The 22,943-nt window shown below is 46.8% G+C and carries 28 protein-coding genes; 21 read left to right on the forward strand and 7 right to left on the reverse strand.

The features are described from left to right. Window positions 1-94: 94 nt before the first annotated feature. Window positions 95-1,219 carry a DUF6136 family protein gene (locus tag DEU30_RS10545; RefSeq protein WP_114982217.1) on the reverse strand — a complete coding sequence of 375 codons (1,125 nt, stop codon included), beginning with the start codon at window positions 1,217-1,219 and terminating at the stop codon, window positions 95-97. Further along, window positions 1,216-1,818: an ATP-binding cassette domain-containing protein gene (locus DEU30_RS10550; protein WP_114982216.1), complete on the reverse strand. Its 603-nt coding sequence runs from the start codon at window positions 1,816-1,818 to the stop codon at window positions 1,216-1,218. Before DEU30_RS10550 ends, DEU30_RS10545 begins: the two co-directional genes overlap by 4 nt. A gap of 184 nt (window positions 1,819-2,002) precedes the next feature. Here DEU30_RS10550 and DEU30_RS10555 point away from each other — a divergent pair, with 184 nt between their 5' ends. Genes DEU30_RS10555 through DEU30_RS10565 form a run of 3 tightly spaced genes read left to right on the forward strand, consistent with a single transcriptional unit; the run spans window position 2,003 to window position 3,940 of the window. Further along, entirely contained in the window at window positions 2,003-2,401 is a 399-nt protein-coding gene (locus DEU30_RS10555) for a DUF393 domain-containing protein (protein ID WP_114982215.1), read from the forward strand. Between the two features lie 41 nt (window positions 2,402-2,442). Further along, window positions 2,443-3,423 carry a catalase family peroxidase gene (locus DEU30_RS10560; protein WP_114982214.1) on the forward strand — a complete coding sequence of 327 codons (981 nt, stop codon included), beginning with the start codon at window positions 2,443-2,445 and terminating at the stop codon, window positions 3,421-3,423. Next, window positions 3,416-3,940 (forward strand): cytochrome b, encoded by a 525-nt coding sequence (locus tag DEU30_RS10565; protein ID WP_114982213.1) that lies wholly within the window; start codon window positions 3,416-3,418, stop codon window positions 3,938-3,940. The genes DEU30_RS10560 and DEU30_RS10565 overlap by 8 nt, the downstream gene beginning before the upstream one ends. A gap of 11 nt (window positions 3,941-3,951) precedes the next feature. Here the strand turns inward: DEU30_RS10565 and DEU30_RS10570 are convergent, their stop codons facing one another. After that, a complete protein-coding gene (locus DEU30_RS10570) occupies window positions 3,952-4,203 on the reverse strand; it encodes a TIGR03643 family protein (protein ID WP_011235278.1) in 252 nt (83 codons plus the stop codon). Window positions 4,204-4,391: 188 nt separating this feature from the next. Between DEU30_RS10570 and DEU30_RS10575 the strand changes: the two genes are divergently transcribed. The 5 genes from DEU30_RS10575 to DEU30_RS10595 all read left to right on the forward strand — a co-directional run bounded on the left by DEU30_RS10575 (window position 4,392) and on the right by DEU30_RS10595 (window position 7,387). Next, complete coding sequence (locus DEU30_RS10575; RefSeq protein ID WP_114982212.1) at window positions 4,392-4,691, forward strand: Rho termination factor N-terminal domain-containing protein; 300 nt, start codon at window positions 4,392-4,394, stop codon at window positions 4,689-4,691. A gap of 123 nt (window positions 4,692-4,814) precedes the next feature. Further along, on the forward strand, window positions 4,815-5,822 hold the full coding sequence (locus tag DEU30_RS10580; protein WP_114982211.1) for a virulence protein RhuM/Fic/DOC family protein: 1,008 nt from the start codon (window positions 4,815-4,817) through the stop codon (window positions 5,820-5,822). Window positions 5,823-5,898: 76 nt separating this feature from the next. Next, on the forward strand, window positions 5,899-6,606 hold the full coding sequence (locus DEU30_RS10585; RefSeq protein WP_114982210.1) for a nuclease-related domain-containing protein: 708 nt from the start codon (window positions 5,899-5,901) through the stop codon (window positions 6,604-6,606). A gap of 3 nt (window positions 6,607-6,609) precedes the next feature. After that, complete coding sequence (locus DEU30_RS10590; protein WP_011235273.1) at window positions 6,610-7,047, forward strand: hypothetical protein; 438 nt, start codon at window positions 6,610-6,612, stop codon at window positions 7,045-7,047. A 169-nt stretch (window positions 7,048-7,216) separates the two neighbouring features. Then, the gene (locus tag DEU30_RS10595) at window positions 7,217-7,387 is read left to right on the forward strand and encodes a DUF3545 family protein (RefSeq protein ID WP_011235272.1); all 171 of its coding nucleotides are present in this window, start codon (window positions 7,217-7,219) and stop codon (window positions 7,385-7,387) included. A gap of 73 nt (window positions 7,388-7,460) precedes the next feature. Here DEU30_RS10595 and suhB read toward each other — a convergent pair whose 3' ends face one another. Then, a complete protein-coding gene (gene suhB / locus DEU30_RS10600; RefSeq protein ID WP_011235271.1) occupies window positions 7,461-8,237 on the reverse strand; it encodes an inositol-1-monophosphatase in 777 nt (258 codons plus the stop codon). Between the two features lie 108 nt (window positions 8,238-8,345). On the opposite strand from suhB, the gene trmJ reads away from it, so the two are divergent. From trmJ to DEU30_RS10615, 3 genes are all read left to right on the forward strand, one after another. Continuing rightward, complete coding sequence (gene trmJ / locus DEU30_RS10605; RefSeq protein WP_011235270.1) at window positions 8,346-9,068, forward strand: tRNA (cytosine(32)/uridine(32)-2'-O)-methyltransferase TrmJ; 723 nt, start codon at window positions 8,346-8,348, stop codon at window positions 9,066-9,068. Window positions 9,069-9,134: 66 nt separating this feature from the next. Then, window positions 9,135-9,614 (forward strand): Fe-S cluster assembly transcriptional regulator IscR, encoded by a 480-nt coding sequence (gene iscR, locus DEU30_RS10610; protein ID WP_011235269.1) that lies wholly within the window; start codon window positions 9,135-9,137, stop codon window positions 9,612-9,614. A gap of 30 nt (window positions 9,615-9,644) precedes the next feature. Further along, complete coding sequence (locus DEU30_RS10615; RefSeq protein WP_114982209.1) at window positions 9,645-10,802, forward strand: IscS subfamily cysteine desulfurase; 1,158 nt, start codon at window positions 9,645-9,647, stop codon at window positions 10,800-10,802. On the opposite strand, the gene msrA is transcribed toward DEU30_RS10615, so the two are convergent. Continuing rightward, entirely contained in the window at window positions 10,799-11,344 is a 546-nt protein-coding gene (msrA, locus tag DEU30_RS10620; RefSeq protein ID WP_110013923.1) for a peptide-methionine (S)-S-oxide reductase MsrA, read from the reverse strand. The genes DEU30_RS10615 and msrA overlap by 4 nt on opposite strands. Window positions 11,345-11,510: 166 nt before the next feature. Here msrA and ndk point away from each other — a divergent pair, with 166 nt between their 5' ends. The 9 genes from ndk (at window position 11,511) to der (ending at window position 20,613) form a co-directional block, all read left to right on the forward strand. Next, window positions 11,511-11,942: a nucleoside-diphosphate kinase gene (ndk, locus tag DEU30_RS10625; RefSeq protein ID WP_011235266.1), complete on the forward strand. Its 432-nt coding sequence runs from the start codon at window positions 11,511-11,513 to the stop codon at window positions 11,940-11,942. A 139-nt stretch (window positions 11,943-12,081) separates the two neighbouring features. Beyond that, entirely contained in the window at window positions 12,082-13,218 is a 1,137-nt protein-coding gene (locus DEU30_RS10630; protein WP_011235265.1) for a bifunctional tRNA (adenosine(37)-C2)-methyltransferase TrmG/ribosomal RNA large subunit methyltransferase RlmN, read from the forward strand. Window positions 13,219-13,251: 33 nt separating this feature from the next. Continuing rightward, window positions 13,252-13,707, forward strand: coding sequence for a tetratricopeptide repeat protein (locus tag DEU30_RS10635; RefSeq protein ID WP_110013924.1), 456 nt, complete (start codon window positions 13,252-13,254; stop codon window positions 13,705-13,707). Between the two features lie 20 nt (window positions 13,708-13,727). Then, on the forward strand, window positions 13,728-14,825 hold the full coding sequence (locus tag DEU30_RS10640; protein ID WP_011235263.1) for a RodZ domain-containing protein: 1,098 nt from the start codon (window positions 13,728-13,730) through the stop codon (window positions 14,823-14,825). A 16-nt stretch (window positions 14,826-14,841) separates the two neighbouring features. Beyond that, window positions 14,842-15,960, forward strand: a complete 1,119-nt coding sequence (gene ispG, locus DEU30_RS10645; protein WP_011235262.1) for a flavodoxin-dependent (E)-4-hydroxy-3-methylbut-2-enyl-diphosphate synthase — start codon at window positions 14,842-14,844, stop codon at window positions 15,958-15,960. A gap of 72 nt (window positions 15,961-16,032) precedes the next feature. Further along, a complete protein-coding gene (gene hisS / locus DEU30_RS10650) occupies window positions 16,033-17,310 on the forward strand; it encodes a histidine--tRNA ligase (RefSeq protein ID WP_114982208.1) in 1,278 nt (425 codons plus the stop codon). 4 nt (window positions 17,311-17,314) lie between these two features. Continuing rightward, entirely contained in the window at window positions 17,315-17,929 is a 615-nt protein-coding gene (locus DEU30_RS10655; protein ID WP_011235260.1) for a tetratricopeptide repeat protein, read from the forward strand. Next, window positions 17,929-19,170, forward strand: coding sequence for an outer membrane protein assembly factor BamB (gene bamB / locus DEU30_RS10660; protein ID WP_114982207.1), 1,242 nt, complete (start codon window positions 17,929-17,931; stop codon window positions 19,168-19,170). The genes DEU30_RS10655 and bamB overlap by 1 nt, the downstream gene beginning before the upstream one ends. A gap of 3 nt (window positions 19,171-19,173) precedes the next feature. Beyond that, complete coding sequence (gene der, locus DEU30_RS10665; protein ID WP_034822384.1) at window positions 19,174-20,613, forward strand: ribosome biogenesis GTPase Der; 1,440 nt, start codon at window positions 19,174-19,176, stop codon at window positions 20,611-20,613. A 46-nt stretch (window positions 20,614-20,659) separates the two neighbouring features. On the opposite strand, the gene hslO is transcribed toward der, so the two are convergent. Together hslO and hslR are read right to left on the reverse strand one after the other, a co-directional pair. After that, a complete protein-coding gene (gene hslO, locus DEU30_RS10670; protein ID WP_114982206.1) occupies window positions 20,660-21,484 on the reverse strand; it encodes an Hsp33 family molecular chaperone HslO in 825 nt (274 codons plus the stop codon). Window positions 21,485-21,514: 30 nt separating this feature from the next. Beyond that, a complete protein-coding gene (hslR, locus tag DEU30_RS10675; protein ID WP_110013929.1) occupies window positions 21,515-21,916 on the reverse strand; it encodes a ribosome-associated heat shock protein Hsp15 in 402 nt (133 codons plus the stop codon). Between the two features lie 150 nt (window positions 21,917-22,066). Here hslR and gspC point away from each other — a divergent pair, with 150 nt between their 5' ends. Beyond that, window positions 22,067-22,942 (forward strand): type II secretion system protein GspC, encoded by an 876-nt coding sequence (gspC, locus tag DEU30_RS10680; RefSeq protein ID WP_114982205.1) that lies wholly within the window; start codon window positions 22,067-22,069, stop codon window positions 22,940-22,942. Window position 22,943: the final 1 nt, after the last annotated feature.

Genomic DNA, 22,943 nt, shown 5'->3' on the forward strand with positions numbered 1-22,943 from the left:
TCTGCGCCAGGTGTCATAAAGAGACTAGCATTGCTCACTAAAGTTGGCAGCGCGGCAATGTCGTATTATGAGCTAAGCAAAATGGCTATTGTTTTTACAATGCAGCCGAAGACAGAAAAACCAGAAGTGCTGCCACGCAGGGAAACAACAGAAACCACTGCGGCCGCAATAATATGCCAAGCGCTGTGCTGATATAAAACAATAGCCATAATGTCCATTGTTGTTCTGTAAAAATACCCGATAGCAGGATAAGCAACACGCCTGCCAGCGCTTTAATAAAAGCATAAATAACGCTTTTACCCAGCTGAACTAACGGCTTTTCCGGCAAGCTGCTCAAATACAAATGATAGTGTTTTCTAAGGGCCTGAGTTCCGAATAAGCTACTTGCTAATAATATTGCACTGACAAAACTAACCAAATTAAGAAGGTATGGCTGCGTTTCGGGTGCTATTTGAGAAACGCTGAGACGAGTGATAGCGATGAGCAGTAGCAAAGTCACCAGTCTTAACTTCTCGCCGTTGGGGGAGTCGGTGTCGGCTTGTAAAAGCAACCGAAACAGCCCTTTCGGCCATTTACCGGGTGCTACTGAGAAGCTTGGTATAAAACGCTCAACCAGAATTGCGGCGCTCCACAGTAGCAGCCATTCGGGTTTGGTTAATTCCCAGGGCAATGCAAAAGCAAGAAATGGAAAAAGCAGCAAGCTGAACCAGGGAAGCCTGTTGTTAACGGCAACAAAACCGTAATAAGCAGCGAAGACCACGACACCCGTTAAAGGAATTAGCTCAAACCAAAGCTGCTCGTCGCCGGACAACAGCCTTCCATTTTGCTGAAACGCCACAATAAGCAGTAAAGCCAGCGGCCCCAGAATAAAAAAGTTTGCTCCGTACAGTATTAACCCCAAGTTACTGAAGGATTTGACGAGCGGCCTGGTCGGCAATGATTTTATATAAAGCTGGTAGTGGGTGGCGCAAATACCGTCCCGCTGAAAACTCATCCAGCTATACAGCAACAACAAATAGCCCCATAGGGTGTTCAGATAAACCGATGCGCTGGTTTCCGGGCTGGCCATAATGCCTATCGACAAAAGCGGCAGCATAATAAGTGCTGGCAGGGCGAGAGGAAACAGTGCCACCAGTCCCATGCTAATTTGTCTAAGGCTGTCCAGCCATTGCTTCAGTGACTCATGGTAAATTCTGATTCGAAATAACCAGTAACTCACACCGCACCATCAATGATGTTTTCCAGAGCGATGTGCTGCACGTCGGTATTGTCCGAAAATACAGTCTCGTGGCTGGCGACGATAATCTGACCCGGATAACTGTTCAAAACCTTTTCCAGCACCGCCCGAGTTTGCTCATCAAGCCCATTACCGGGTTCATCCAGTAGCAGCAGATCGGGTTTATGCATTAAGGCGGTAATTAAACTCAGCTTTTTATAGTTACCAAGAGAGAGGTTTGAGACTTTAGTTGCCAGATATGGCTCCAGCCCAAACTCGCTGGTCCATTTGTTAGTAGGGCAGTTAAATTGCAGCGCGTGAAATTTAAGTAACTCCTTCACCGTCATAAATGCTGGTAAGGCAACTTTGCTGGCGCTTATGCCTATGTTCTTTTTACTGCTTGTCAGAAGAACATTTTGCTTCTGATAGGTAATTTCCCCTTCTCGCGGGGAGATAAGCCCTGCCGCTAATAAAAGCAGAGTGGTTTTGCCAATGCCATTGGGGCCGGTAATGCAAACGCGGGGCGCATCAACAGTTAAGGATAAATGACGGAAAATACACCGATGCCCGTTAAACTGACTGACCTTGTGGAAAACTAACAACTGCTGAGGTTCCTTAGCTGATGAATGGTTTATGTTTTTGTTATAGAGACTTAACTTTATACCATTGATGACCAGCGGGGAAAATAAGCCTTAGGCATTTGCAGACCGATTTTCGCATTACATTATGAGTCAAATACGCAAAAACAACGTATAAGAAGGTGTAATTCGCAAAACGGTGGTTCTAATGTCAGAGCAAAGCTCAAAACTTGTTATCTTCTTCGACGGTGGATGCCCGTTGTGCGTGAAAGAAATGCGTCATTTAAGGAAGTTGGACGAACAAAGAAAGATCCAGTTTGAGAACATTAACGAGCCGGATTTTAATCAGCGCTATCCTGCAGTAGACGTTGCTAAGGCTAACCAGTATTTACACGGGCAGACCAGTTCCGGTGAAATGATTTATGGTCTGGATGTAACCTATGCGGCCTGGTCGCAGGTGGGTAAAGGCTGGATGATCGCGCCTTTACGCTGGCCTCTCATTCGGTGGTTTGCCGATAAAGCCTACTTATTTTTCGCGCGCTACCGTAACCGCATTTCCAAGCTACTAACAGGGAAAGAGCGTTGCTCGCAGTGCTCGATTGACTGATATACTCTAACCAAAGAAATGATAACAAGAGTACTTTTGACATGAAGAAGCTATATCTGGTGTTATTGCTGGCGCCAATGATGAGCGTGGCAGCCGATGATCCCCCCAAAGTTAGTGCGCAAGAGTTTGTGAATTTACAGCAGGGAGAAACCGGCCATGAAGGCTTCCGCAGAGCTCACGCAAAAGGTATTTGCCTTAGTGGTGAGTTTCGTTCAAACGGACAATTAGCCAGCTATTCAAAAGCGGCACTATTTGAAACGGGATCCATGCCTTTTATCGGGCGTTTTTCTGTTGCCGGGAATAATCCAACAGCGCCTGACTTAAAAGCACCGGTGCGCAGTTTAGCTCTGAGCTTTGCCATGAGTTCGACCGAGCAATGGCGTATTGCAATGAACACGCCGCCGGTAATGGCTGTTAAAGATCCGCATACGTTTTACCAGCAAATTCAGGCGATTCAGGCCGGTTCTAAAGCAATACAAAAGTTTTTTGCCGAACACCCTGAAAGCAGTGACTTTTTAAGCTGGAAAGGGCAATACCAACCCAGCGGAAGTTTTGCTGCCGAAACTTATAACAGCATTAATGCGTTTTATTTGGTGAATTCAAACGGTGAAAAGCAAGCCGTACGCTGGACTATGCAGCCGACGGTTTCAGTTTCTTCTGACAACTTAGAGGGTGTGGACGCTCTGCATCAAGAAATTACCAACCGGGTAGCGAAAGAAAATATCGTTTTTGACTGGGTTTTTACTTTGGCAAATGAGAAAGATGACGAGAACAATCCAGCAAAAGCATGGCCGGACAGCCGTGAGCAGATTACAGCGGGACAAATTGTTATTACCGGGGTAACGCCGCAGTTACAGGGCGAATGTCACGGTATAAATTACGACCCTCTGGTGTTACCAACCGGTATTGAGGCAACCCGTGACCCTATACTCCGTGCCAGGTCTGCTGCTTATGCTGAGTCTTATAGGCGCAGAGCAAAAGAAGCGTTAATGGGCGAGCTGGAGGAGCAGGGTAATGAATAACACACAACAGTTTTCCTTGTCGATGCGCTTGTTCCACTGGGCTATGGCGGCTTTGGTTATTTCGATGCTGGCGGCTGGTCTATTGATGGTTCGTTCTTTAGAACCTTGGCAGTTAAGCATTTTAACCGTGCACAAAGCCTTTGGTGTTGTGGCTGCCGTACTGGTTATTGCCCGTTTAGTGAATCGTTTGTTCCATCAAATTCCGGCATTACCCGGAGACTTATCAAGCTTGCAGACATTTGTCGCCAAGGCTTCTCACTGGCTGCTTTATTTGCTGTTGTTCGCCATGCCAATTTCAGGGTACTTAATGCAGTACTTTGCCGGGCGGCCAATTGACGTATTTGGCTGGTTCCGCTTACCGGCGGCGCTTACTGTCGATATTGAGAACTATGCTGTATTCCGGGAACTGCACGGCTGGCTGGCAATAGCACTTATGGCACTGGTTGCTTTGCACGTTGCTGCGGCCTTTCATCATCACTTTATCCGCAAGGACAAGGTTCTGAAAAGTATGCTTTAGTAGGTTGTTGCCTAACGCTGTTTATATTGTGTTGGGCAGTAGCCGCGCGACACTTCCGCAGGGCGCAGTTTACGATGTTTAGTATTGCGCCCCGATACACGTTCCCGCCACAAGCGGAAGCTGCCCGGCTTAAGTTGCGAACGCATAAACTTAATAACCTGCTTTTCCTGCAGGCCAAATTGTTCTTCAATAGCTTCAAATGGCGTGCGGTCTTCCCACGCCATTTCTATAACGCGTGATACTTCAGATTCAGTCAGGTTCATAAACAGGCTACTTAATGTCTTTCACTCAATTACGTTAGCCTTTGTGAATCAGATCTTCACAGCTAAACCTGCTCTACTCTATAAACCGTAAAGATGACCTGCGTGTCTTCATTTTAAGATGTGTTGTACTAGGCTTAAAAGTGGAGAAAGCGAAACGCACTGACATTTTAATGATTAAGGAGGAAGCTATGCCAGACGTTTGGCGCGACAAAGACGAGCGTATGTATCAGCATATTAAGCAGTCACAGCTGGATGACGGAAAGAGTGAAGACGAAGCAGAGGAAATTGCCAGTCGCACTGTGAATAAGCAGCGACGCGAGGAGGGGGTTACCGATAACACCACTACCCAAGGGACAGGTAACCCCAATAGTCGGTTGGAAGAGCGCACCAAAGATGAGTTATACAATAGAGCGCAGCAACTCAATATTGATAACCGCAGCGAAATGACAAAAGACGAACTGATTGAGGCAATAAGGCAAAAGCAGTAAGGGATTAAAGCTGACGAATGACGGCTTTGGTGGTTTAATGAAATCATTGTGGCCGAAAGAAGAAATGCTGACTATGCTGGAACGTTTAGTGAAAACATCAAGCTCAAGGATGAGGGATAAAGCGTGAACGACAAGCAAATTCAAATATTTGAGAGCCAGGATGGGCAAGCACAACTGGAAGTGGCTTTGGAACAGGATACAGTTTGGCTGAACCAAGCTCAGATGTCATTACTATTCGATACCTCGACCGATAACATCGGTTTGCACCTGAAGAATATTTACAGGGAAGATGAACTGGAAGCAATGGCAACTACCGAGGATTTCTCGGTAGTTCGGCAAGAAGGTAAACGACAAGTCCGCCGTCGTGTAAAACATTACAACCTTGATGCCATTATTTCTGTGGGCTACCGCGTGAGCTCCAAACGCGCGACACAGTTCCGCCAATGGGCAACCCGAATATTAAAAGAGCACCTGGTTGAAGGCTACACTTTAAACCAACGTCGGCTGCAAGAGCGGGGCGTTGAGTTTGAACAGGCTCTGAATCTACTCAGTCGTACACTGAGCAACCAAGGCTTGGTATCTGAAGCTGGTGAAGCCGTTGCTCAGGTTATAAGTGAGTACGCTCGTTCCTGGTCACTGCTGCAAGGTTATGACGAGCAAGTTTTAGCGGAAATAGGCACCAGACAAAATGGTATGCAGGCTCTGGATCCAGATAATGCAGCCGATGCCATTCAACAGCTTAGAAAAACACTTATAGCTAAAGGCGAAGCCACTGAATTATTCGGACAGGTTCGTGGCAATGGACTTTCCTCGGCATTAGCGACGATAGAACAAGGTTTTGCAGATGAGTTGTTTTACCCCAACATAGCAAGCCGAGCTGCCCATCTGTTGTACTTTGTTATCAAGAATCATCCCTTAGCCGACGGTAATAAACGCTCGGGTTCTTTCCTATTTTTGTGGTATCTGCGATTAAATCAGCATTTATTAGCTAAGCCTGTTGAGCGGTTGATTAACGACAACACTCTCGTGGCTCTGGCACTACTGGTAGCTGAGAGCTTACCAAATCAAAAAGAGCTGATGATTCGTTTGATCGAACACTTTATTCTGCTGAAGGAGCCAGCCGATAACTAAGGGTTAAAGCTGACGGATGTCTGCTTTGATGGTTTAATATAGCCCCTTATTTGCAAGGAAAAGTAGTCAAATTGTCATGGCCGACACGCAGTACATAACCAAAAATTGTCTTTCGCAAGAAGTGAATAAAGCCCGCGTATGGGTCGCTATTATTGGCGCGCCTATTGCGGGTTTTTTAATGTACAAATTACCAAATTTCTGGTGGATTGTCGGACTAATTTACCTCTTCAGCATTATTGGAGCAGCATCCACTAAGCGTTCGGGCGCCAGAGGCGAATTAAAAACACTGCAGCTTTTAGAGAAACTCCCCGATAACTATGTTTTGTTTAACCAGATTGATGTACCCAATTCGCGAGCAAAACGCGGCTTCACGGAGCTGGATTTAATTGTTGTGGGCCCTAACGGCGTGTTTGTAGTCGAAGTGAAGAACAACAACTCTAAAGTAACGGGAGATGAGCAATCTTCTAATTGGGTAGCCCATAAAGTAGGTCGTAAAGGTGGCCGATATACAGCGAAAGTTCGCAATCCAATAAAACAGTTAAAAAAACAAATTCATGTTTTGGCTGAGCATTTGAAGAAAAACCGCGCATCTATATGGATAGACGGCGTTGTGTTTTTCTCACACCGCAGCGCACGGGTTAAGCTGTCTTCACCTCCCAGCGTTCCCGTTCTTGAACGTAAAGGATTGGTCGAGTATATTTTGAATTATCAGCCCAAACGGGCACCGTCAAATGTTGAGAAAGTCGTTCAACAATTAATAGAACTTAAACAAATGACGAGCTGAAAGATGTATAAAGAACAAACCGTTAGGGCGAGGCTGGCCCGGAAAACCAAAGGCATTCCTGCTTGGCTCTGGTTATTAACCATTTACCTTAGTTACTTTATGGTCTTGCACTTTATCGGCCAGGGATTTGCAGTTTTGTTCGTAGCCGTAATCGTTGCCTCTGCGTCGCTCATTAGCCCCAGAGATCGAGAGCAGAACAAAGTTAAAAATATCATGACTTTGTTGGATGTTAATGGTGAAAAGTTACGTGTTGGGTTGGAACAAGTCCCCAATAAAAAGCTGAAACGCGTAGCGGTGGGCGAATACGACGAGGAATACGCTATTTTACAGTTCCCTTTTAATTATCAAGTCTCGAGTGACCATCTATTCCCCATTCAGCAGCTCGGTTCAGTCCGCGAATTTTTCAAAACGCATTATCCGCAAGTTGAATTGCTCACCTAATTCTTCACACCTTCGCCATCATTTGTTAACAAAAGCGTAACAAAGTTCTTTTAATGTGGCCTGGTGTGTGGTACTTATGAGTTGTGGTTTTTTTGTTAACAAACAGATTAACTGCAGCGCTAAATACCATAATTAAAAAAGTTGTATCAAAAAAGCAGAGGGTCATAACATGGATCATTCAGAAGAACTGCAAAAGGTTAATGACAAGTCTGGTAAGGGTCGCGCGGCAAAACGTAAATGGCGTGAAATAGAACAACTAAAAGAGAAGTACCGGTTGCGGGAAGAACTCTCTGATATGGATTACTCGCTTGAACTCGATTTAGAAGAAATCGAACTATAAAAAAGAACGCCGTCTGGGTTAGCTCAGACGGCGTTTTGCTTTTGGGCTTACTGCTCTTGTTTTTAGAAAGAGCTTAGCGAATTTGTGCCAGCATTTGTTTTAATGCTTTTGGCGCACCGGCTGCTATATTGCCCGACTGAATGTAGTTGTGGCCACCCTGAAAGTCACTGACTATGCCACCGGCTTCGCGAACCAATAATTCGCCAGCCAACATATCCCAGGGCTTAAGACCCATTTCCCAGAATGCATCGTGGCGTGCTGCCGCAACATAAGCTAAATCTAGTGCTGCTGCGCCTGCGCGACGAACGTCGGCACAGTGCTCAAACAACTTGCTGAACATTTCCAGGTATTCCGGTAAACGGTTTTTCATTTTGAACGGGAAACCCGTTGCTAAAATAGCGCCTTTTAATTCCACTTTAGGTGAAATACGTAAACGACGACCATTTAGCTGCGCACCGGCGCCGCGGGTAGCGGTAAATAATTCTTCGCGCATAGGATCATAAACAACGGCCTGTTGAACAGAGCCTTTGTGAAGCAACGCTATAGAGATACAAAAATGGGGGATACCGCGCATGTAATTGGTGGTGCCGTCTAGCGGATCAATAACCCACTGGAAGTCGTTTTCTTTTCCAGCCTGAGTACCGCTTTCTTCTGCGATGATGCCGTGATCAGGGTAAGACTTTTTGATGGTGTTGATAATAGCCTGCTCTGCGGCTTTATCCATATCAGTAACCCAGTCGTTCAAACCTTTTGATTCGGCTTCAACAGGACTGCCCTGGTCGAAATTTTTAACTAAAATTTTGCCGGCCGCACGCGCTGCGCGCACCGCAATATTTAACATCGGATGCATACCAATTACCTGTGCTGTAAAAGAACAATTTTCGGTCGCGGATCATACCAGTGTTACGGTATCATGCCAAACTTTTCCATAAGCCGAGAAAAACTCAAGGGAAACGCCATGCTTGATAACATTCGTATTGTTCTGGTGAATACGTCTCATACCGGAAACATAGGCTCTGTCGCCCGTGCCATGAAGACTATGGGGTTGTCTAAACTAACCTTAGTTGACCCTGTGCAGGAGCCTGACAGTCACGCATCGGCGTTGGCCGCTGGCGCAACCGATATTCTGGCGTCGGCGACTATTGTGGATACTTTGCAGGAGGCGATTGCCGACTGTGGTCTGGTTATTGCCACCAGTGCCCGGAATCGAACTTTAGACTGGCCGCTGCTAGGCCCGCGAGAGTGTGCGGCAAAAGTATTGGAGGAGACCAGCCAGCATCAGGTTGCTCTGGTATTTGGCCGTGAAAACAGTGGATTAACCAACGAAGAGCTACAGCAAAGTCAGTTTCACTTACACATACCAACTAACCCCGATTACAGTTCACTGAATCTGGCTATGGCGGTGCAGACTGTGAGTTATGAATTACGCATGCAGTGGCTTGAATCGAAACAACGCGCTCCGGAAAATTTACCGGAGTACCCGCGCGCTGAAGATTTAGAACGGTTTTATGAGCATCTTGAAAAGACTCTGGGTCAGACTGGGTTCATTGTTCCTCAGCACCCCGGACAAGTCATGACGAAATTGCGTCGTTTATTTAACCGAGCCCGCCCGGAAGAAAATGAAATTAATATTTTACGTGGCATCTTAGCCTCTGTGGACAAATCAACGGGTAATACTTGACTAAAATAGTCGGGAATGTAGAATCTCAATACATTAACGATGAATTAAACAGCAGAGGAAACCACCATGCGCCTGACGTCAAAAGGTCGATACGCAGTAACAGCTATGCTGGACGTTGCGCTTTTTACGGCAAATGGTCCCGTGCCGTTAGCGGATATTTCTGAGCGTCAGGGAATATCTCTGTCGTATTTAGAGCAGTTGTTTTCGCGCTTACGTAAGCATGGGTTGGTGGACAGTGTGCGAGGTCCCGGTGGTGGTTATCGTCTGGGCTGTGCCGCAAACGATATTTCTGTTGGTGCCGTTATTCACGCGGTAGACGAGTCAATTGATGCAACACGTTGTCAGGGTAAAGCTAACTGTCAGGGCGGCGAACGTTGTTTGACCCACTCTTTGTGGGAAGGGTTAAGCGACAGAATATCCGACTTTCTCGACGGTATTACGCTGGCCGAGTTGATGAAGAAAGAGGACGTCGGTGACGTTCTGAATAGGCAGAATGCGTTGCATAACCACAGTGAAGAAGAGATTAAGTTAAACTCTCACCTATAATATTGCCTTTAAGTTGTCAGGAGCAAGCAAGTGTCTAAGTTACCTCTTTATTTTGATTATGCTGCAACCACGCCGGTAGACCCTGTTGTAGCAGAAAAAATGATGGGATGTTTAACGCAGGATGGCTTGTTTGGTAACCCGGCATCGCGTTCGCATAAGTACGGCTGGCAGGCAGAAGAAGCTGTCGATATTGCCCGGAATCAGGTTGCTGACCTTATTAATGCCGACGCGCGCGAAATTGTTTTTACCTCAGGTGCGACTGAGTCAGATAACCTCGCCATAAAAGGCGCAGCTCAGTATTACTCAGATAAAGGCAAACACGTTATTACACTTAAAACCGAGCACAAAGCGGTTTTAGATACCTGCGGACAGCTGGAAAAAGAAGGCTTTGAAGTGACGTATCTGGATGTCGGAACTGACGGCTTGCTGGATATGGATTTGTTCCGCTCAGCCTTGCGCGAAGATACGGTGTTAGTGAGCGCAATGCTGGTTAATAACGAAATAGGTGTGCTTCAGGATATAACCGCTATAGGTCACTTGTGCCGTGAAAATGGCACAATATTTCATGTTGACGCCGCTCAGGCGTCCGGCAAAGTGCCAATGGATATGTCGGAATTACCGGTCGATTTACTATCTCTTTCTGCTCATAAAATGTATGGCCCTAAAGGTATTGGGGCGTTGTATGTACGCCGCACTCCGCGAGTTCGTCTGCTTGCGCAAATGCATGGCGGGGGTCATGAGCGTGGCATGCGCTCAGGCACGTTACCAACTCACCAAATTGTCGGTATGGGTGTAGCGGCGGAACTGGCTCTTAACGAGCTGGAACTGGAGCCCGCACGAATTGAAAACTTGCGTCAGCGACTATGGAAAGGGGTTAGCCAGTTAGAAGGTGTAACTTTGAATGGCTCTGACCAGCAACGGGTTCCGCATATTACTAACATCAGTTTTGCCGGAGTTGATGGTGAACTGTTGCTAATGGCGTTAAAAGATCTTGCGCTCTCATCGGGCTCGGCCTGTACGTCGGCCAGTGTTGAACCCTCGTATGTGTTAAGAGCATTAGGCGTTGAACATGAGCTGGCAATGAGTTCATTGCGCTTTAGTATTGGGCGTTACACGTCCGAAGCAGATATCGATAGTGCGGTAGAGCTTATCCACCGCACTATCGGAACCTTAAGAGGCGCTGCTTAGTCCTTTAGCAGGCCAGCAAAGGTTTTACGGAACTTAGCCAGCTTCGGTGAAATTACCGCCTGACAATACGGGTTTTCCGGGTTTCTGGCGTAATAATTTTCGTGATAGTCCTCTGCCGGGTAAAAAGTCCCTAACTCAGTGATTTCCGTTACGATGGGAGCCGCAAATGCTGCATCGGCTTCAAGTTCCGCAATAATATTTTCCGCTTCGCGTTTTTGCGCGTCGTTATGATAGAAAATTGATGTGCGATATTGAGTACCCACATCGTTGCCCTGACGATTCACCTGAGTTGGATCGTGCAGAGTGAAAAAGATTTCTAAGATTTGACGGTAAGAGATCTGCTCTGGGTCGTATTGGAGTTGTGCAACTTCGGCATGTCCTGTTTCGCCACTGCAAACCTGCTCGTAAGTTGGATCGATGGTATGCCCGCCAGTGTAGCCCGATTTAACTGACTGAATGCCTTTTACCTGAAGGAAGGCTGACTCAACACACCAGAAGCAACCTCCGCCAAGGGTGGCTTGTTCATATTCATTGTTCGCCATGTCAGAACTCCTTATCGTCAAATAGACGTCTATATGGCTATATAAGTTCTCTCATCCTAGCTGAGAATGAATGAAAAAACAATCACTGGGTATTCGATTTCTGCGCCGATCTCACGTATAATCCGCGCGACTGATTTATCCCTTAATTTTATTGGAGTTTATAACCATGGCTTTAGAGCGCACTCTATCAATTATCAAGCCTGATGCAGTTGCAAAAAACTTAATCGGCGCTATCTACAACCGTTTTGAATCTGCTGGTCTTCGCATTGTTGGTGCTAAAATGATGCACTTAAGCAAAGAACAGGCTGAAGGTTTCTACGCAGAACACAAAGAACGTCCTTTCTTTGGTGCTTTGGTTGAATTCATGACTTCAGGCCCTATCGTTGTTCAGGTTCTTGAAGGTGAAGACGCTGTACGTAAAAACCGCGACATCATGGGTGCTACGAATCCTGCAGAAGCACTGGCAGGAACTATTCGTGCCGACTATGCTGAAACTATAGACGAAAATGCGGTACATGGTTCAGATGCAACTGAATCTGCTGCACGTGAAATCTCTTACTTCTTCAGCGACGAAGAAGTTTGCCAGCGTACTCGCTAAGACTGTATTTGAATGTAGCCTGATGCTATTGCATCAGGTGAGATCTAAGATGTAGGTAGCCTGACGTTTATGTCAGGAGCTCACCTGACATGAATGTCAGGCTACAATACGTCGAAGCACATCAAAAAACCGGAGCTTTATGACCAACGCAATAGATAAAAAAGTGAACTTACTCGACCTGAATCGTGAGGGAATTAAAGAGTTCTTTCGTGAGATGGGTGAGAAACCTTTTCGTGCTGAACAGGTAATGAAGTGGCTGTATCACTTTTGTGTCGATGACTTTGATGAGATGACGAATCTTAATAAAGCCTTGCGTGAAAAGCTCAAGCAAGTCGCAGAAATACGCGCGCCTGAAGTTCGCGAACAACAGCAGTCATCGGACGGTACGATTAAGTTCGCTATGACCCTGTTCGACGGTCAGGACGTGGAAACAGTATGGATACCCGAGGGTGATCGCGCTACGTTGTGCGTGTCTTCTCAGGTTGGTTGTGCATTAGAATGCACTTTCTGCTCAACCGGGGCTCAGGGCTTTAACCGTAACCTCAGTGTGGCAGAAATCATCGGTCAGGTATGGCGGGTGAATCAGCTGTTAGGGGCTTATGGCAAGACCGGAATTAAACCCGTAACGAACGTGGTTATGATGGGCATGGGGGAACCTTTGCTTAACTTAAATAATGTAGTTCCGGCAATGGAGCTAATGTTAGATGACCTGGGTTTCGGTTTATCCAAACGCCGCGTTACGTTAAGTACTTCAGGTGTTGTTCCTGCGTTGGAAAAACTGCGTGAACGCATTGATGTGATGTTGGCTATTTCGTTGCACGCGCCAGACGATGAGTTGCGCAACGAGATTGTACCTATTAATAAGAAGTACAATATTGAAGAATTTCTGGCATCCAGCCGTCGTTATGTTGAGCAGTCAAAAGCTCAGCGTAAAGTAACGGTAGAGTATGTCATGCTGGATCATGTGAACGATTCAACCGATCAGGCACATGCGCTGGCAAAAACCTTAAAAGATACCCCGAGTAAAATTAATCTTATTCCATTTAATCCTTTCCCGGGTTCGGACTACGGACGCTCCAGTAACTCGCGAATTGACCGTTTTGCCAAAGTGCTTATGGAGTACGGTTTGACGGTAATGGTACGGAAGACTCGTGGGGATGATATCGATGCAGCTTGCGGGCAATTAGTGGGCGATGTCATCGATCGTACAAAACGTATACTGAAACGTCAGCAGAAACAGCGTGGTGGGGAAGCAATAGCTGTAAAGACCACGTAAATTAACAGAATCGCAGGCACAAGGAGTGTGATAATGCGAACCGCTTTATTATTGATAGCCGCAGCGCTATATGGTTGTACCGCTAACCCTGAACAGTCGGTATCTGTGGGTAATGATGTACGGTTGCAGCTTGGACTTGCTTATTTGGCGCAAGGGAAATTGAAGCTTGCGCATCCGCATTTGCAAACCGCATTGACGAACAATCCCCGGTCTCTGGATGCCAATCTTGCCTTAGGGCAATGGTATTTAGCGACAAATGACGTTGATTCTGCTTTGTCACTTTACCAACAGACATTATCATGGCAACCTATGAGCGGTGCATTGTACAATAACTATGCGGTTGCACTGTGTGTGGCTGGTGACTGGGAAAAAGCACTCAGGTATTTTGATAAAGTGACATTGGATCCAGCGTATCCACATCATGCCAGAGCTGAGGCCAATAAAGCCGAATGTCTGGCTCGGGTAGGTCACGACGCAGCTCAACCATAACAGGGAAACCCCTTACAATCATGACTGCTGAAAACGAATCAACACAAGATAACAAAAAGCCAGAATCGGAAGCGGCACAAGAAACAGAGCAAAAGCCGAGTAAAGGTCCTGGTGAAATTCTGAGAGAAGCTCGTGAAGCTAAAGGTTTAGAGCAACGCGAGGTTGCAGACCAGTTGCGTTTGCGAAAGCAGATTATTGAATTGCTGGAAGCCGATGATTATTCAACTTTCTCTACGGCAACCTTTATTAAAGGTTATTTACGCTCCTACGCCAAACTGCTTGATTTAGACGATACCGAGCTGTTTGAGGCTTATAAAGCCAGAGGCTATAAAGAAGTTGAAAGCAGCCAGATGCAGAGCTTCTCAAGACGTAAAAAGCACGAGGAAAGTGACAACCGCTTAATGTTAATTACTTATGTGGTTATCATTATTGTTGTGGCCTTGGTTATTTGGTGGTGGCAAGAGCCGGATCTTGGTTTTAGTGAAGGCGAAACTGGCACGCAGGAAAGTTCAGAAGTTTCTCCGGTAAATACTGATGATGAAGCTGATAACGTCGGTGATATTGAAATTTCAAACCAGCCGACAGAGCCACAAATTGCGCCGAATGAAGATGAAGCTATATTAGAGTCAGAAGTTGAAGCTGATGACACGAATGTTGCGGTCGAGTCGGTACAAGAACCCGTTAGTGAAAGCGGCGAGAATGACAACGAGAATAACGACGAATCGCAGGCCGCTAACACTGATTCGGCGGCTAATGATGTTAACGATACCCAAGAGTTACCAACTGAAACTGCCGAGCAGACAGATAACCAAGCTGAAACTTCGGTCGAGTCAGAAGCTGTTGAGCCGTCGCCGCAACCAGAAGCGGTTTCAGCCAGCCTGGTGTTAGAGTTTAATGAAGAATGCTGGGTTAAAATTGATGATGCTTCCGGTGAAACTCAGGCTGTTGGTGTAAAAGCTGCAGGCTACCGTATGCCAGTCCCTGGCGAAGCGCCTTTTTCAGTAACACTGTGTAAACCTGAAGCTGTTAATGTCAGCTTTAACGGTAATGCCTTTAATATGGACCAGTTCCGGACTGGTCGTGTCGCGCGCTTTACCGTACCGTCAGAAGAGCAGTAGAGGTCAATTTAAGGTTATGATGCACGAAAATCCAATTAAACGCCGTCCTTCACGCCGCTTGTATGTAGGTAATGTGCCTATTGGCGATGGCGCACCGATTGCTGTGCAGTCCATGACAAATACTGAAACAACCGATGTTGATGCGACCGTAGCGCAAATCGAAGCGCTGGCTCAAGCTGGTGCCGATATTGTTCGTGTGTCTGTACCAACAATGGAAGCCGCCGAAGCTTTTAAGCAAATAAAGCAGCGCAGCCCAGTGCCTTTAGTTACTGACATTCATTTTGATTACCGTATTGCGCTTAAAGTTGCCGAATATGGCGCGGATTGCCTACGTATTAATCCGGGCAATATTGGTCACGAAGACAGAATTAAAGCCGTAGTCGATGCAGCACGTGAACGTAACATTCCAATTCGTATTGGGGTTAATGGCGGTTCACTAGAAAAAGATCTGCAAGAAAAATACGGAGAACCGACAGCTGAGGCGTTAGTTGAATCCGCAATGCGGCATGTCAATATTCTCTATAAGCTGGACTTTTACGATTTTAAAGTCAGCGTTAAAGCTTCCGATGTATTTTTAGCCGTTGAATCGTATCGCTTACTGGCACAAAAAATTGATCAGCCTTTGCACTTAGGCATTACAGAAGCCGGTGGTAAGCGCAGCGGTGCGGTGAAGTCGTCAGTTGGTTTAGGCATGTTGCTGGCTGAAGGTATTGGCGACACGTTGCGGGTGTCCCTTGCTGCCGATCCGGTTGAAGAAATTAAAGTGGGTTTTGATATATTAAAGTCACTGCGTATTCGCGCGCGGGGTATCAACTTTATTGCCTGCCCAAGTTGTTCCAGACAAGAATTCGATGTTATTAACACTGTTAATGCTTTAGAGGAGCGCCTGGAAGATATTACTATTCCAATGGATGTTTCAATAATAGGCTGTGTGGTGAATGGTCCGGGCGAAGCTCTGGTATCGCATGTCGGTCTTGCCGGCGCAAAAAACAAAAGTGGTTTGTACATTGGCGGAGCACGTCAAAAACTCCGACTGGATAACCAGAATTTAGTAGATGAACTGGAAGCCCAAATTCGCGAGCAGGTAAAGTTCATTGAAGCTAATAAAATTGACGTAAAAGAAATTAACGGTTGATTTTACCCGCATCGACAAAGTCCCTATAATACCCGCTTATTTTCTGTATCGATAACCAGACGAGAAGGTTCCGTGGCGAATACAATCCAAGCAATTCGTGGCATGAATGATTTGTTGCCAGAGCAGAGTCCGGCCTGGCAACAGGTTGAAGCAGTAATACGACGCGTTGCTGCAAGCTACGGGTATAGCGAAATCCGTATGCCGGTGCTGGAAAGCACACAACTGTTTAAACGCTCTATTGGTGAAGTTACCGATATTGTCGAAAAAGAAATGTATACCTTTGATGACCGCAATGGCGAAAGCGTAACATTGCGTCCGGAAGGGACAGCGAGCTGCGTGCGCGCGGGTAATCAGCACGGTTTGTTGTACAACCAAATTCAGCGTTTGTGGTATATGGGGCCTATGTTCCGTTACGAACGCCCACAAAAGGGGCGTTATCGTCAGTTCCATCAATTTGGCATTGAAACCTTTGGTTTAGAAAGTGCCGATGCCGATGCGGAAGTCATTCTGCTTTCAGCCAGATTATGGCGCGAGTTTGGTCTTGCCGATCAGGTCGAGCTGCAACTGAACTCTCTGGGATCTAATGAAGCTCGGGCGAATTACCGTGATGCGTTAAAAGCTTACTTGTCTGACTATGAAAGCGAGCTGGATGACGACAGTAAACGCCGGCTTGAAAGCAATCCGTTGCGTATTCTGGATAGTAAAGACGAAAAGACTCAGAAGATTCTGGAAGGTGCGCCTAGTCTATCCGAATACTGGGACGCTGAATCGAAAGAGCATTTTGAACAACTAACGGCTCGTCTGGAAGCGGCTGGTATTTCATATACTTTAAACGAACGTTTGGTTCGTGGTCTGGATTATTACAACCGTACCGTGTTTGAATGGGTCACCACGGCTCTGGGCGCTCAGGGTACCGTTTGTGCCGGTGGTCGTTATGACGGTCTGGTTGAACAATTAGGCGGTAAGGCTACGCCTGCAGTCGGTTTTGCCATGGGCATGGAACGTTTGGTGCTGTTGCTACAGGAACAAGGTAAGCTCACCCCAAGACGAGTGGTTGATGCTTACTTAATGCCGCTAGGCGAAGAAGCGGAACTAAATGCCCCGCGAATTGCCGAACAGCTGAGAAATGAGTTGCCGGAACTGCGACTGGTAAGCCACTGTGGTGGCGGTTCTATGAAGAAACAAATGAAGAAAGCCGATAAGTCGGGTGCACAAGTGGCACTCATTATCGGTGCGGATGAAATCGCTCAGCAGCAGGTAACCGTAAAACCGTTACGCACTGCTGAAGAACAACAAACTCTGGGCTGGCAGGCACTTATTGAGTTTCTGCAGCCGCTGACAAGAGGGTAGTCAGGTGGATAATACCGAAGAACAACAAGTAGAACGTTTAAAAGAGTTTTGGAAAGAACACGGTAAAGGTATTGTTGCCGGCGTGGTTATTGGCTTTGGTTTGTTTTATGGCTGGCGTTATTATGACCAGCATACGCTGGAAACTCAGCAGCGTGCTTCAGCAAATTACGAGCAATTGACGGCCGAACTCTCTGAAGGTAGCGAGAACGCGGTACTGGAAGCGCAAGAGTTTGTCAGCGAGAACCCCAAAAATGTTTACGCGCAGTTGGTGGCTTTGCAGTTGGCTCAGCACTCGGTGGAGCGCGCTGACTTAGCAACAGCGGTTACTGCGTTACAGTCGGTAGTCGACAGCGCTGAAGACGAAAACATGTCGGCCTTAGCCAGTATCCGGTTAGCTCGGGTATTAATTGCTCAGGAACAGCTTGACGCTGCTTTAAGTCTGGTTAAGAAACCGTTGCCAGAAGCTTATGCGGGCTTTGCCGCAGAGCTTGAAGGCGACATTTTGGCTGAGCAGGGTAATACCGAAGAAGCTCGTGCCGCATACGAACGCGCATTGCAGGCTGGTGAGTCATTGACTCCGGCGCTGCAAATGAAACTCAACAGCCTGGTTAAGTCATAATGCAATTGATTAAACGCTTTACCAAAGGCAGTTTGTTATTGACTGCTGCAGTTCTTGTTAGTGGTTGCTCTATATTCGGCGACGATGATGAAGAGCCTAAGTTTGCTGTACTTCAGCCTATTTCCGAGCAAGTACAAGCAAAAGTTTTATGGGACGCCTCAGTTGGAAGCGGTATAGGTGAGCACTTCTCCCGACTGAATCCTGTGGTTGAATATGGCAAGGTTTTCGCCGCCGACCGCAATGGCATCGTCAGCGCATTTGATAAGTCCACAGGTGAACGCCTTTGGCGAATTGATTTGCGTCAGCGTATTACATTTGATGAAGCTACGGATGAAGGTTGGTTCAGCGGCTTATTTGCTAGCCCTTTCCCGGCGCGCATATCTGGTGGCTTAGTTGCTCAGTATGACCGTGTCTTTTTGGGCACTGAAAATGGTGATGTTGTTGCTCTGGATGCTGAAACTGGCGATCTTGTTTGGCATACCGAGGTGAACAACGAGGTCATGTCAGACCCAGCCGTTGGCGAAGGCCGTGTCGTCGTTCACACTGGTGGTGGGAAAGTTATTAGTCTGGACGCCGAAACCGGTGAAGAGCAATGGGAATATGAGTATCAGACACCCATGCTGACTGTTCGTGGTGCCTCCGCTCCGGCGATTATTAGTGGTGGTGTTGTCGTTGGTGATAGCAACGGTTCTGGTATGGTGCTAATTGCAGACAGTGGGCAGCAAGCCTGGAGTCAGCCTATTGGTAAGCCCAGTGGAAGTACAGAACTGGAACGTTTAGCCGACGTTGACGCAAAACCCGCTACGCAGGGAACTACCTTGTATATGGTTGCGTTTAACGGAGAGCTGGTCGCGCTTGAACTCATGAGTGGCGAAGTACGTTGGAAACGCGACTACAAAGCATTTGAAAACATGTTGGTGACTAGTGGCCGAATTTTCTTAACCGATGTGAACAGCCACGTTTACTCACTTGACCAGAGCGGTGGTATTGAGCGTTGGAGTAACACCGAGCTGTTTGGGCGTAAGCTAAGCGCCCCCGCATGGCATCGCGGTAATATTGTTGTTGGTGACTTTGAAGGCTACTTGCATTGGCTGGACAGTGAAACCGGCAACATTGTTGGTCGTTACGACGTTGGCGGCGATGGAGTCTATGTTGCTCCTGTCGTGGATAACAACATTATGTATGTACAAACTCGGGACGGTGATATCATCGCGCTCGATACTCAATCAGGAAATGAATAAGAGATGTTACCTGTTGTCGCGCTCGTCGGGCGCCCAAATGTGGGGAAATCCACGCTTTTTAATCGTTTAACGCGAACTCGCGACGCACTGGTAGCGGACTTTCCCGGGTTAACCCGGGATCGTAAATACGGTCAGGCAAATTACGACGGTTATCAATTTATTGTTATTGATACCGGTGGTATTCATGGTGATGAAGAAGGCATTGACGAAGAAATGGCAAAGCAGTCGCTGCTTGCTGTTGACGAAGCCGATGTGGTTCTTTTCATGGTGGACGCGCGTGACGGTGTTACCGTTGGTGATCAAGCCATTGCTGACCATTTGCGTAAGCAGAATAAGAAAGTTTACCTGGTCTGTAATAAAATTGACGGTATTGATGCCCATTCGGCAATGGCCGACTTCTATTCGTTATCTTTAGGCGAACTTTACGGTATTGCGGCGGCTCACGGCCGTGGTGTTGAGCAGTTACTGGAAATTTGCTTTAAGCCAATAGCGGAAGAATACCCCGATGTTATCGTGCCCAAGGACGTTGAGTCTGAAGAGCTGGAGCATGATGAAATTGACTACGATAAGCTGCCACTTAAACTGGCTATTGTTGGTCGTCCGAACGTCGGTAAATCAACTTTAATCAATCGCATATTAGGTGAAGAGCGGGTTGTCGTTTATGACATGCCAGGCACTACTCGCGATTCCGTGTATATTCCTATGCAGCGGAACGAGCGGGAATATGTTCTGATTGATACCGCAGGAGTCCGTCGTCGTGGGCGTATTGGTGAGGCTATCGAGAAGTTTTCGGTGGTTAAGACCCTGCAGGCAATTGAGGACGCAAACGTTGTCCTTATTGTGGTTGATGCACGTGAAACTATCAGTGATCAGGATCTCAACTTAATTGGCTTTGCATTAAATGCCGGTCGTTCAATTGTTATTGCGGTGAATAAGTGGGATGGTTTGCAAAACGACCACAAAGAAGAGATAAAGCGCGAGCTGGATAGACGCTTAGGCTTCGTTGACTTCGCCCGTTTGCATTTTATTTCCGCGCTGCACGGTACAGGTGTTGGTCATTTATTTGAGTCGGTTGAAGAGGCTTATGCCAGCGCAACGCAACGCATTAGTACCTCTAAGCTGACGAAAATAATGGAAATGGCGCAGGAAGAGCATCAGCCGCCACTGGTAAGCGGTCGCCGGGTGAAACTTAAATATGCGCACGCAGGTGGCTATAATCCACCACGTATTATTATTCACGGCAACCAGGTAAAGGATTTACCGGGGGCTTATCAGCGCTATTTAATTAACTACTTCCGGAAATCTCTGGGCGTTATGGGTACGCCAATAAAAGTAGAATTCCGTGAACCGGTTAACCCTTATGAAGGTAAGAAAAACCAACTTACTTTGTCGCAGCAGCGAAAACGCAGACGCTTGATGAAGTTTCTGAAGAAGAAAAAATAGTTTTAAACGAGAAAGCCTGCTAATTGAGCAGGCTTTTCTTTATCTATTAATTAAAGTCTGAGGGGCTAAAACGGTACTCGGTCAGGCAGTAATCACAGGTCATCATAATTTCGCCTTCCTCGGCTAAAATTTCCTGAATTTCTTCCGGGCTTACTGAGGCCAGTGCCTCCAGCGTGCGCTCACGTGAACAGCCGCAAACAAAAGTGACTTCCTGTGACGGATACAGATGCACTTGCTCTTCATGATAAAGACGATGCAATAGCTCTTCAGCCGGTAGTGTGAAAATTTCTTTGGCTGTAATGGTGTTGGTTAAAGTGGCCAGATGTTCGAACCCGGTTAAGTCCATGCCGGTTGCAGGCAGGCGCTGTAACAGCATTCCTGCTGCATGTTCGCCGTCGGCGTGCAGCCAGACCCGGGTGTGTAGCTGTTCTGACTGTTCAAAATAGTCTTCCAGCATGGCTGCAATTGAATCGGCGCTGGCACTGACAACGCCCTGATAACGCTCACCGGTATCCGGGGTTAAGGTAATGACCAACTGACCTTTTCCTATCATCGATTGTAAATCCGTTGCACCAAGCTCGGATTTTAATCGTGCGATGCCTCTTAACTCCTGATTATGATTGCCATTAACCGCAATAAAGTTAAGTGGCCCATCGCCCTGAAGTTGCACCGCAATATGGCCTTCAAACTTTAAAGTGGCAGTTAGTAGTGATACTGCGGCCATCATTTGCCCAAGTAACTCCTGAACAGGTGCAGGATAGTTATGACCACGGAGCAAAGTTTGATAGCTGCTGGTCAACTGAACGAGCTCACCCCGCACATCTTGCTCTTCAAAGGTGTAGCGTGACAATTGATCAGTTGGGTATTCCATGGGCACTCCTGTTTATCGACAACAAGCGATTTATTCACCGCTATCTTTCATTCTGATAAGTTGACGGCGCTGTTTTTTATCTGGCCGTCCATCCGGGTGCGGATTATACAACGCATTAAGCTTTCTTGCTTCCGCATTTTTCTCGCGCTTTTCTATGCTCTCAGGAGTTTCTCTGTAGAGTAGTTGCGCCTCGCTGGCACCGCGGCGTTGCTCACTTAGCTCCATGACTTCAACTTCTTTTGTATCGAAGCCCTGCCGCAAAGTGATAATAGCGCCAACCTGCACTACCTTAGAAGGCTTGCTACGTTGCCCGTCATAATGTACTTTGCCTGACTGAATCATTTGTCGGGCAAGTGCTCTGGTTTTGTAGAATCTTGCTGCCCACAGCCATTTATCCAGACGAATGGGGCTTTCTTTTCGAGTTTTTGTCATAAAAACGCAACGAATTCGTTATAAACTTTGTGTTAATCGATTGTTGACTCATGTCGCCTGCGCTAGAATGCATGAATCGCCTTTTGTCAGTGTAACAAGAATAAGAATAAAGTGACTGCCCGACTCCAACAAATATTTAAAGATACTCAAATGTGGCGCCGCTTAATGCAAGCGCTAACGGCTTTCGCATGGTTTTTGGTTGCGGTATTGCTGGCCCGGTTTACCTGGTCACTGATTAACCCTGCAGAGCCCGACGACAGCGCGGTGTTACCTATAGTTACGGTTGATTCTACTGCAACTGGCTCGATGAATTTAGAGACTTTAACGACGCTGAATCTTTTCGGAGCAGCAGAGCGGGGGAACCGTCCTAAAAGCGTTCAAAATGCGCCGAAAACATCATTAAATGTCCGTCTGATAGGCGTCTCTGCCAGCTCTAATCCTGAACGTTCAGCAGCTATTATTCAGCAAGGCAGCAAGCAACAAACCTACATTATTGGTGAGAGCCTTGGCAGTTCATCGGTGACTGTAGAAGAGATTCATGCCGATCGCGTTATTCTTGATAATAACGGCCGATTAGAAACGTTGAAAATGGAAGACATTGGTGAGGACAGGCCTGCACTGTCTTTAATTGTAGGTGACTCAGATAACTCTGGTGCGCTGATACCTGTCGATAGTGATGACAGCAATCCGGTTAATGATGATGCGACTGTTGAACAACAGTTGGCCCAGGTTGCTGATAATCCTTCGTCGTTACTCGATTACGTGAATATTTCGCCAGTACAAATTAATGGCGAGTTAAAAGGATACAAATTGAATTCAGGTAAGAACCCCGAGTTATTTCGGGATGCTGGATTCCAGAACGGTGATCTTGCAGTGGCTATAAACGGCTACGATTTGACCGACATGGAGCAGGCCATGCTTGCTAGTCAGGAACTGTCGGAACAAGAGCGGGTCACCATAGAAATTGAGCGCGGCGGTGAAAGGATGGAACTGTCGTTTGAGCTACCGGTAAAACAGGATAATTGAT

It is taken from the genome of Idiomarina sp. 017G, from assembly GCF_004362265.1.
In the GTDB taxonomy this organism is placed as follows: domain Bacteria; phylum Pseudomonadota; class Gammaproteobacteria; order Enterobacterales; family Alteromonadaceae; genus Idiomarina; species Idiomarina loihiensis.

Bases quoted from the DNA above. Each gene is read 5' to 3' on its own strand.
- DEU30_RS10555 (WP_114982215.1), top strand. From the start codon at position 2,003: ATGTCAGAGCAAAGCTCAAAACTTGTTATCTTCTTCGACGGTGGATGC.
- DEU30_RS10560 (WP_114982214.1), top strand. From the start codon at position 2,443: ATGAAGAAGCTATATCTGGTGTTATTGCTGGCGCCAATGATGAGCGTG.
- DEU30_RS10565 (WP_114982213.1), top strand. From the start codon at position 3,416: ATGAATAACACACAACAGTTTTCCTTGTCGATGCGCTTGTTCCACTGG.
- DEU30_RS10570 (WP_011235278.1), bottom strand. From the start codon at position 4,203: ATGAACCTGACTGAATCTGAAGTATCACGCGTTATAGAAATGGCGTGG.
- DEU30_RS10575 (WP_114982212.1), top strand. From the start codon at position 4,392: ATGCCAGACGTTTGGCGCGACAAAGACGAGCGTATGTATCAGCATATT.
- DEU30_RS10585 (WP_114982210.1), top strand. From the start codon at position 5,899: ATGGCCGACACGCAGTACATAACCAAAAATTGTCTTTCGCAAGAAGTG.
- DEU30_RS10590 (WP_011235273.1), top strand. From the start codon at position 6,610: ATGTATAAAGAACAAACCGTTAGGGCGAGGCTGGCCCGGAAAACCAAA.
- DEU30_RS10595 (WP_011235272.1), top strand. From the start codon at position 7,217: ATGGATCATTCAGAAGAACTGCAAAAGGTTAATGACAAGTCTGGTAAG.
- suhB (WP_011235271.1), bottom strand. From the start codon at position 8,237: ATGCATCCGATGTTAAATATTGCGGTGCGCGCAGCGCGTGCGGCCGGC.
- trmJ (WP_011235270.1), top strand. From the start codon at position 8,346: ATGCTTGATAACATTCGTATTGTTCTGGTGAATACGTCTCATACCGGA.
- iscR (WP_011235269.1), top strand. From the start codon at position 9,135: ATGCGCCTGACGTCAAAAGGTCGATACGCAGTAACAGCTATGCTGGAC.
- msrA (WP_110013923.1), bottom strand. From the start codon at position 11,344: ATGGCGAACAATGAATATGAACAAGCCACCCTTGGCGGAGGTTGCTTC.
- ndk (WP_011235266.1), top strand. From the start codon at position 11,511: ATGGCTTTAGAGCGCACTCTATCAATTATCAAGCCTGATGCAGTTGCA.
- DEU30_RS10630 (WP_011235265.1), top strand. From the start codon at position 12,082: ATGACCAACGCAATAGATAAAAAAGTGAACTTACTCGACCTGAATCGT.
- DEU30_RS10635 (WP_110013924.1), top strand. From the start codon at position 13,252: ATGCGAACCGCTTTATTATTGATAGCCGCAGCGCTATATGGTTGTACC.
- DEU30_RS10640 (WP_011235263.1), top strand. From the start codon at position 13,728: ATGACTGCTGAAAACGAATCAACACAAGATAACAAAAAGCCAGAATCG.
- ispG (WP_011235262.1), top strand. From the start codon at position 14,842: ATGATGCACGAAAATCCAATTAAACGCCGTCCTTCACGCCGCTTGTAT.
- bamB (WP_114982207.1), top strand. From the start codon at position 17,929: ATGCAATTGATTAAACGCTTTACCAAAGGCAGTTTGTTATTGACTGCT.
- der (WP_034822384.1), top strand. From the start codon at position 19,174: ATGTTACCTGTTGTCGCGCTCGTCGGGCGCCCAAATGTGGGGAAATCC.
- hslO (WP_114982206.1), bottom strand. From the start codon at position 21,484: ATGGAATACCCAACTGATCAATTGTCACGCTACACCTTTGAAGAGCAA.
- hslR (WP_110013929.1), bottom strand. From the start codon at position 21,916: ATGACAAAAACTCGAAAAGAAAGCCCCATTCGTCTGGATAAATGGCTG.
- gspC (WP_114982205.1), top strand. From the start codon at position 22,067: ATGTGGCGCCGCTTAATGCAAGCGCTAACGGCTTTCGCATGGTTTTTG.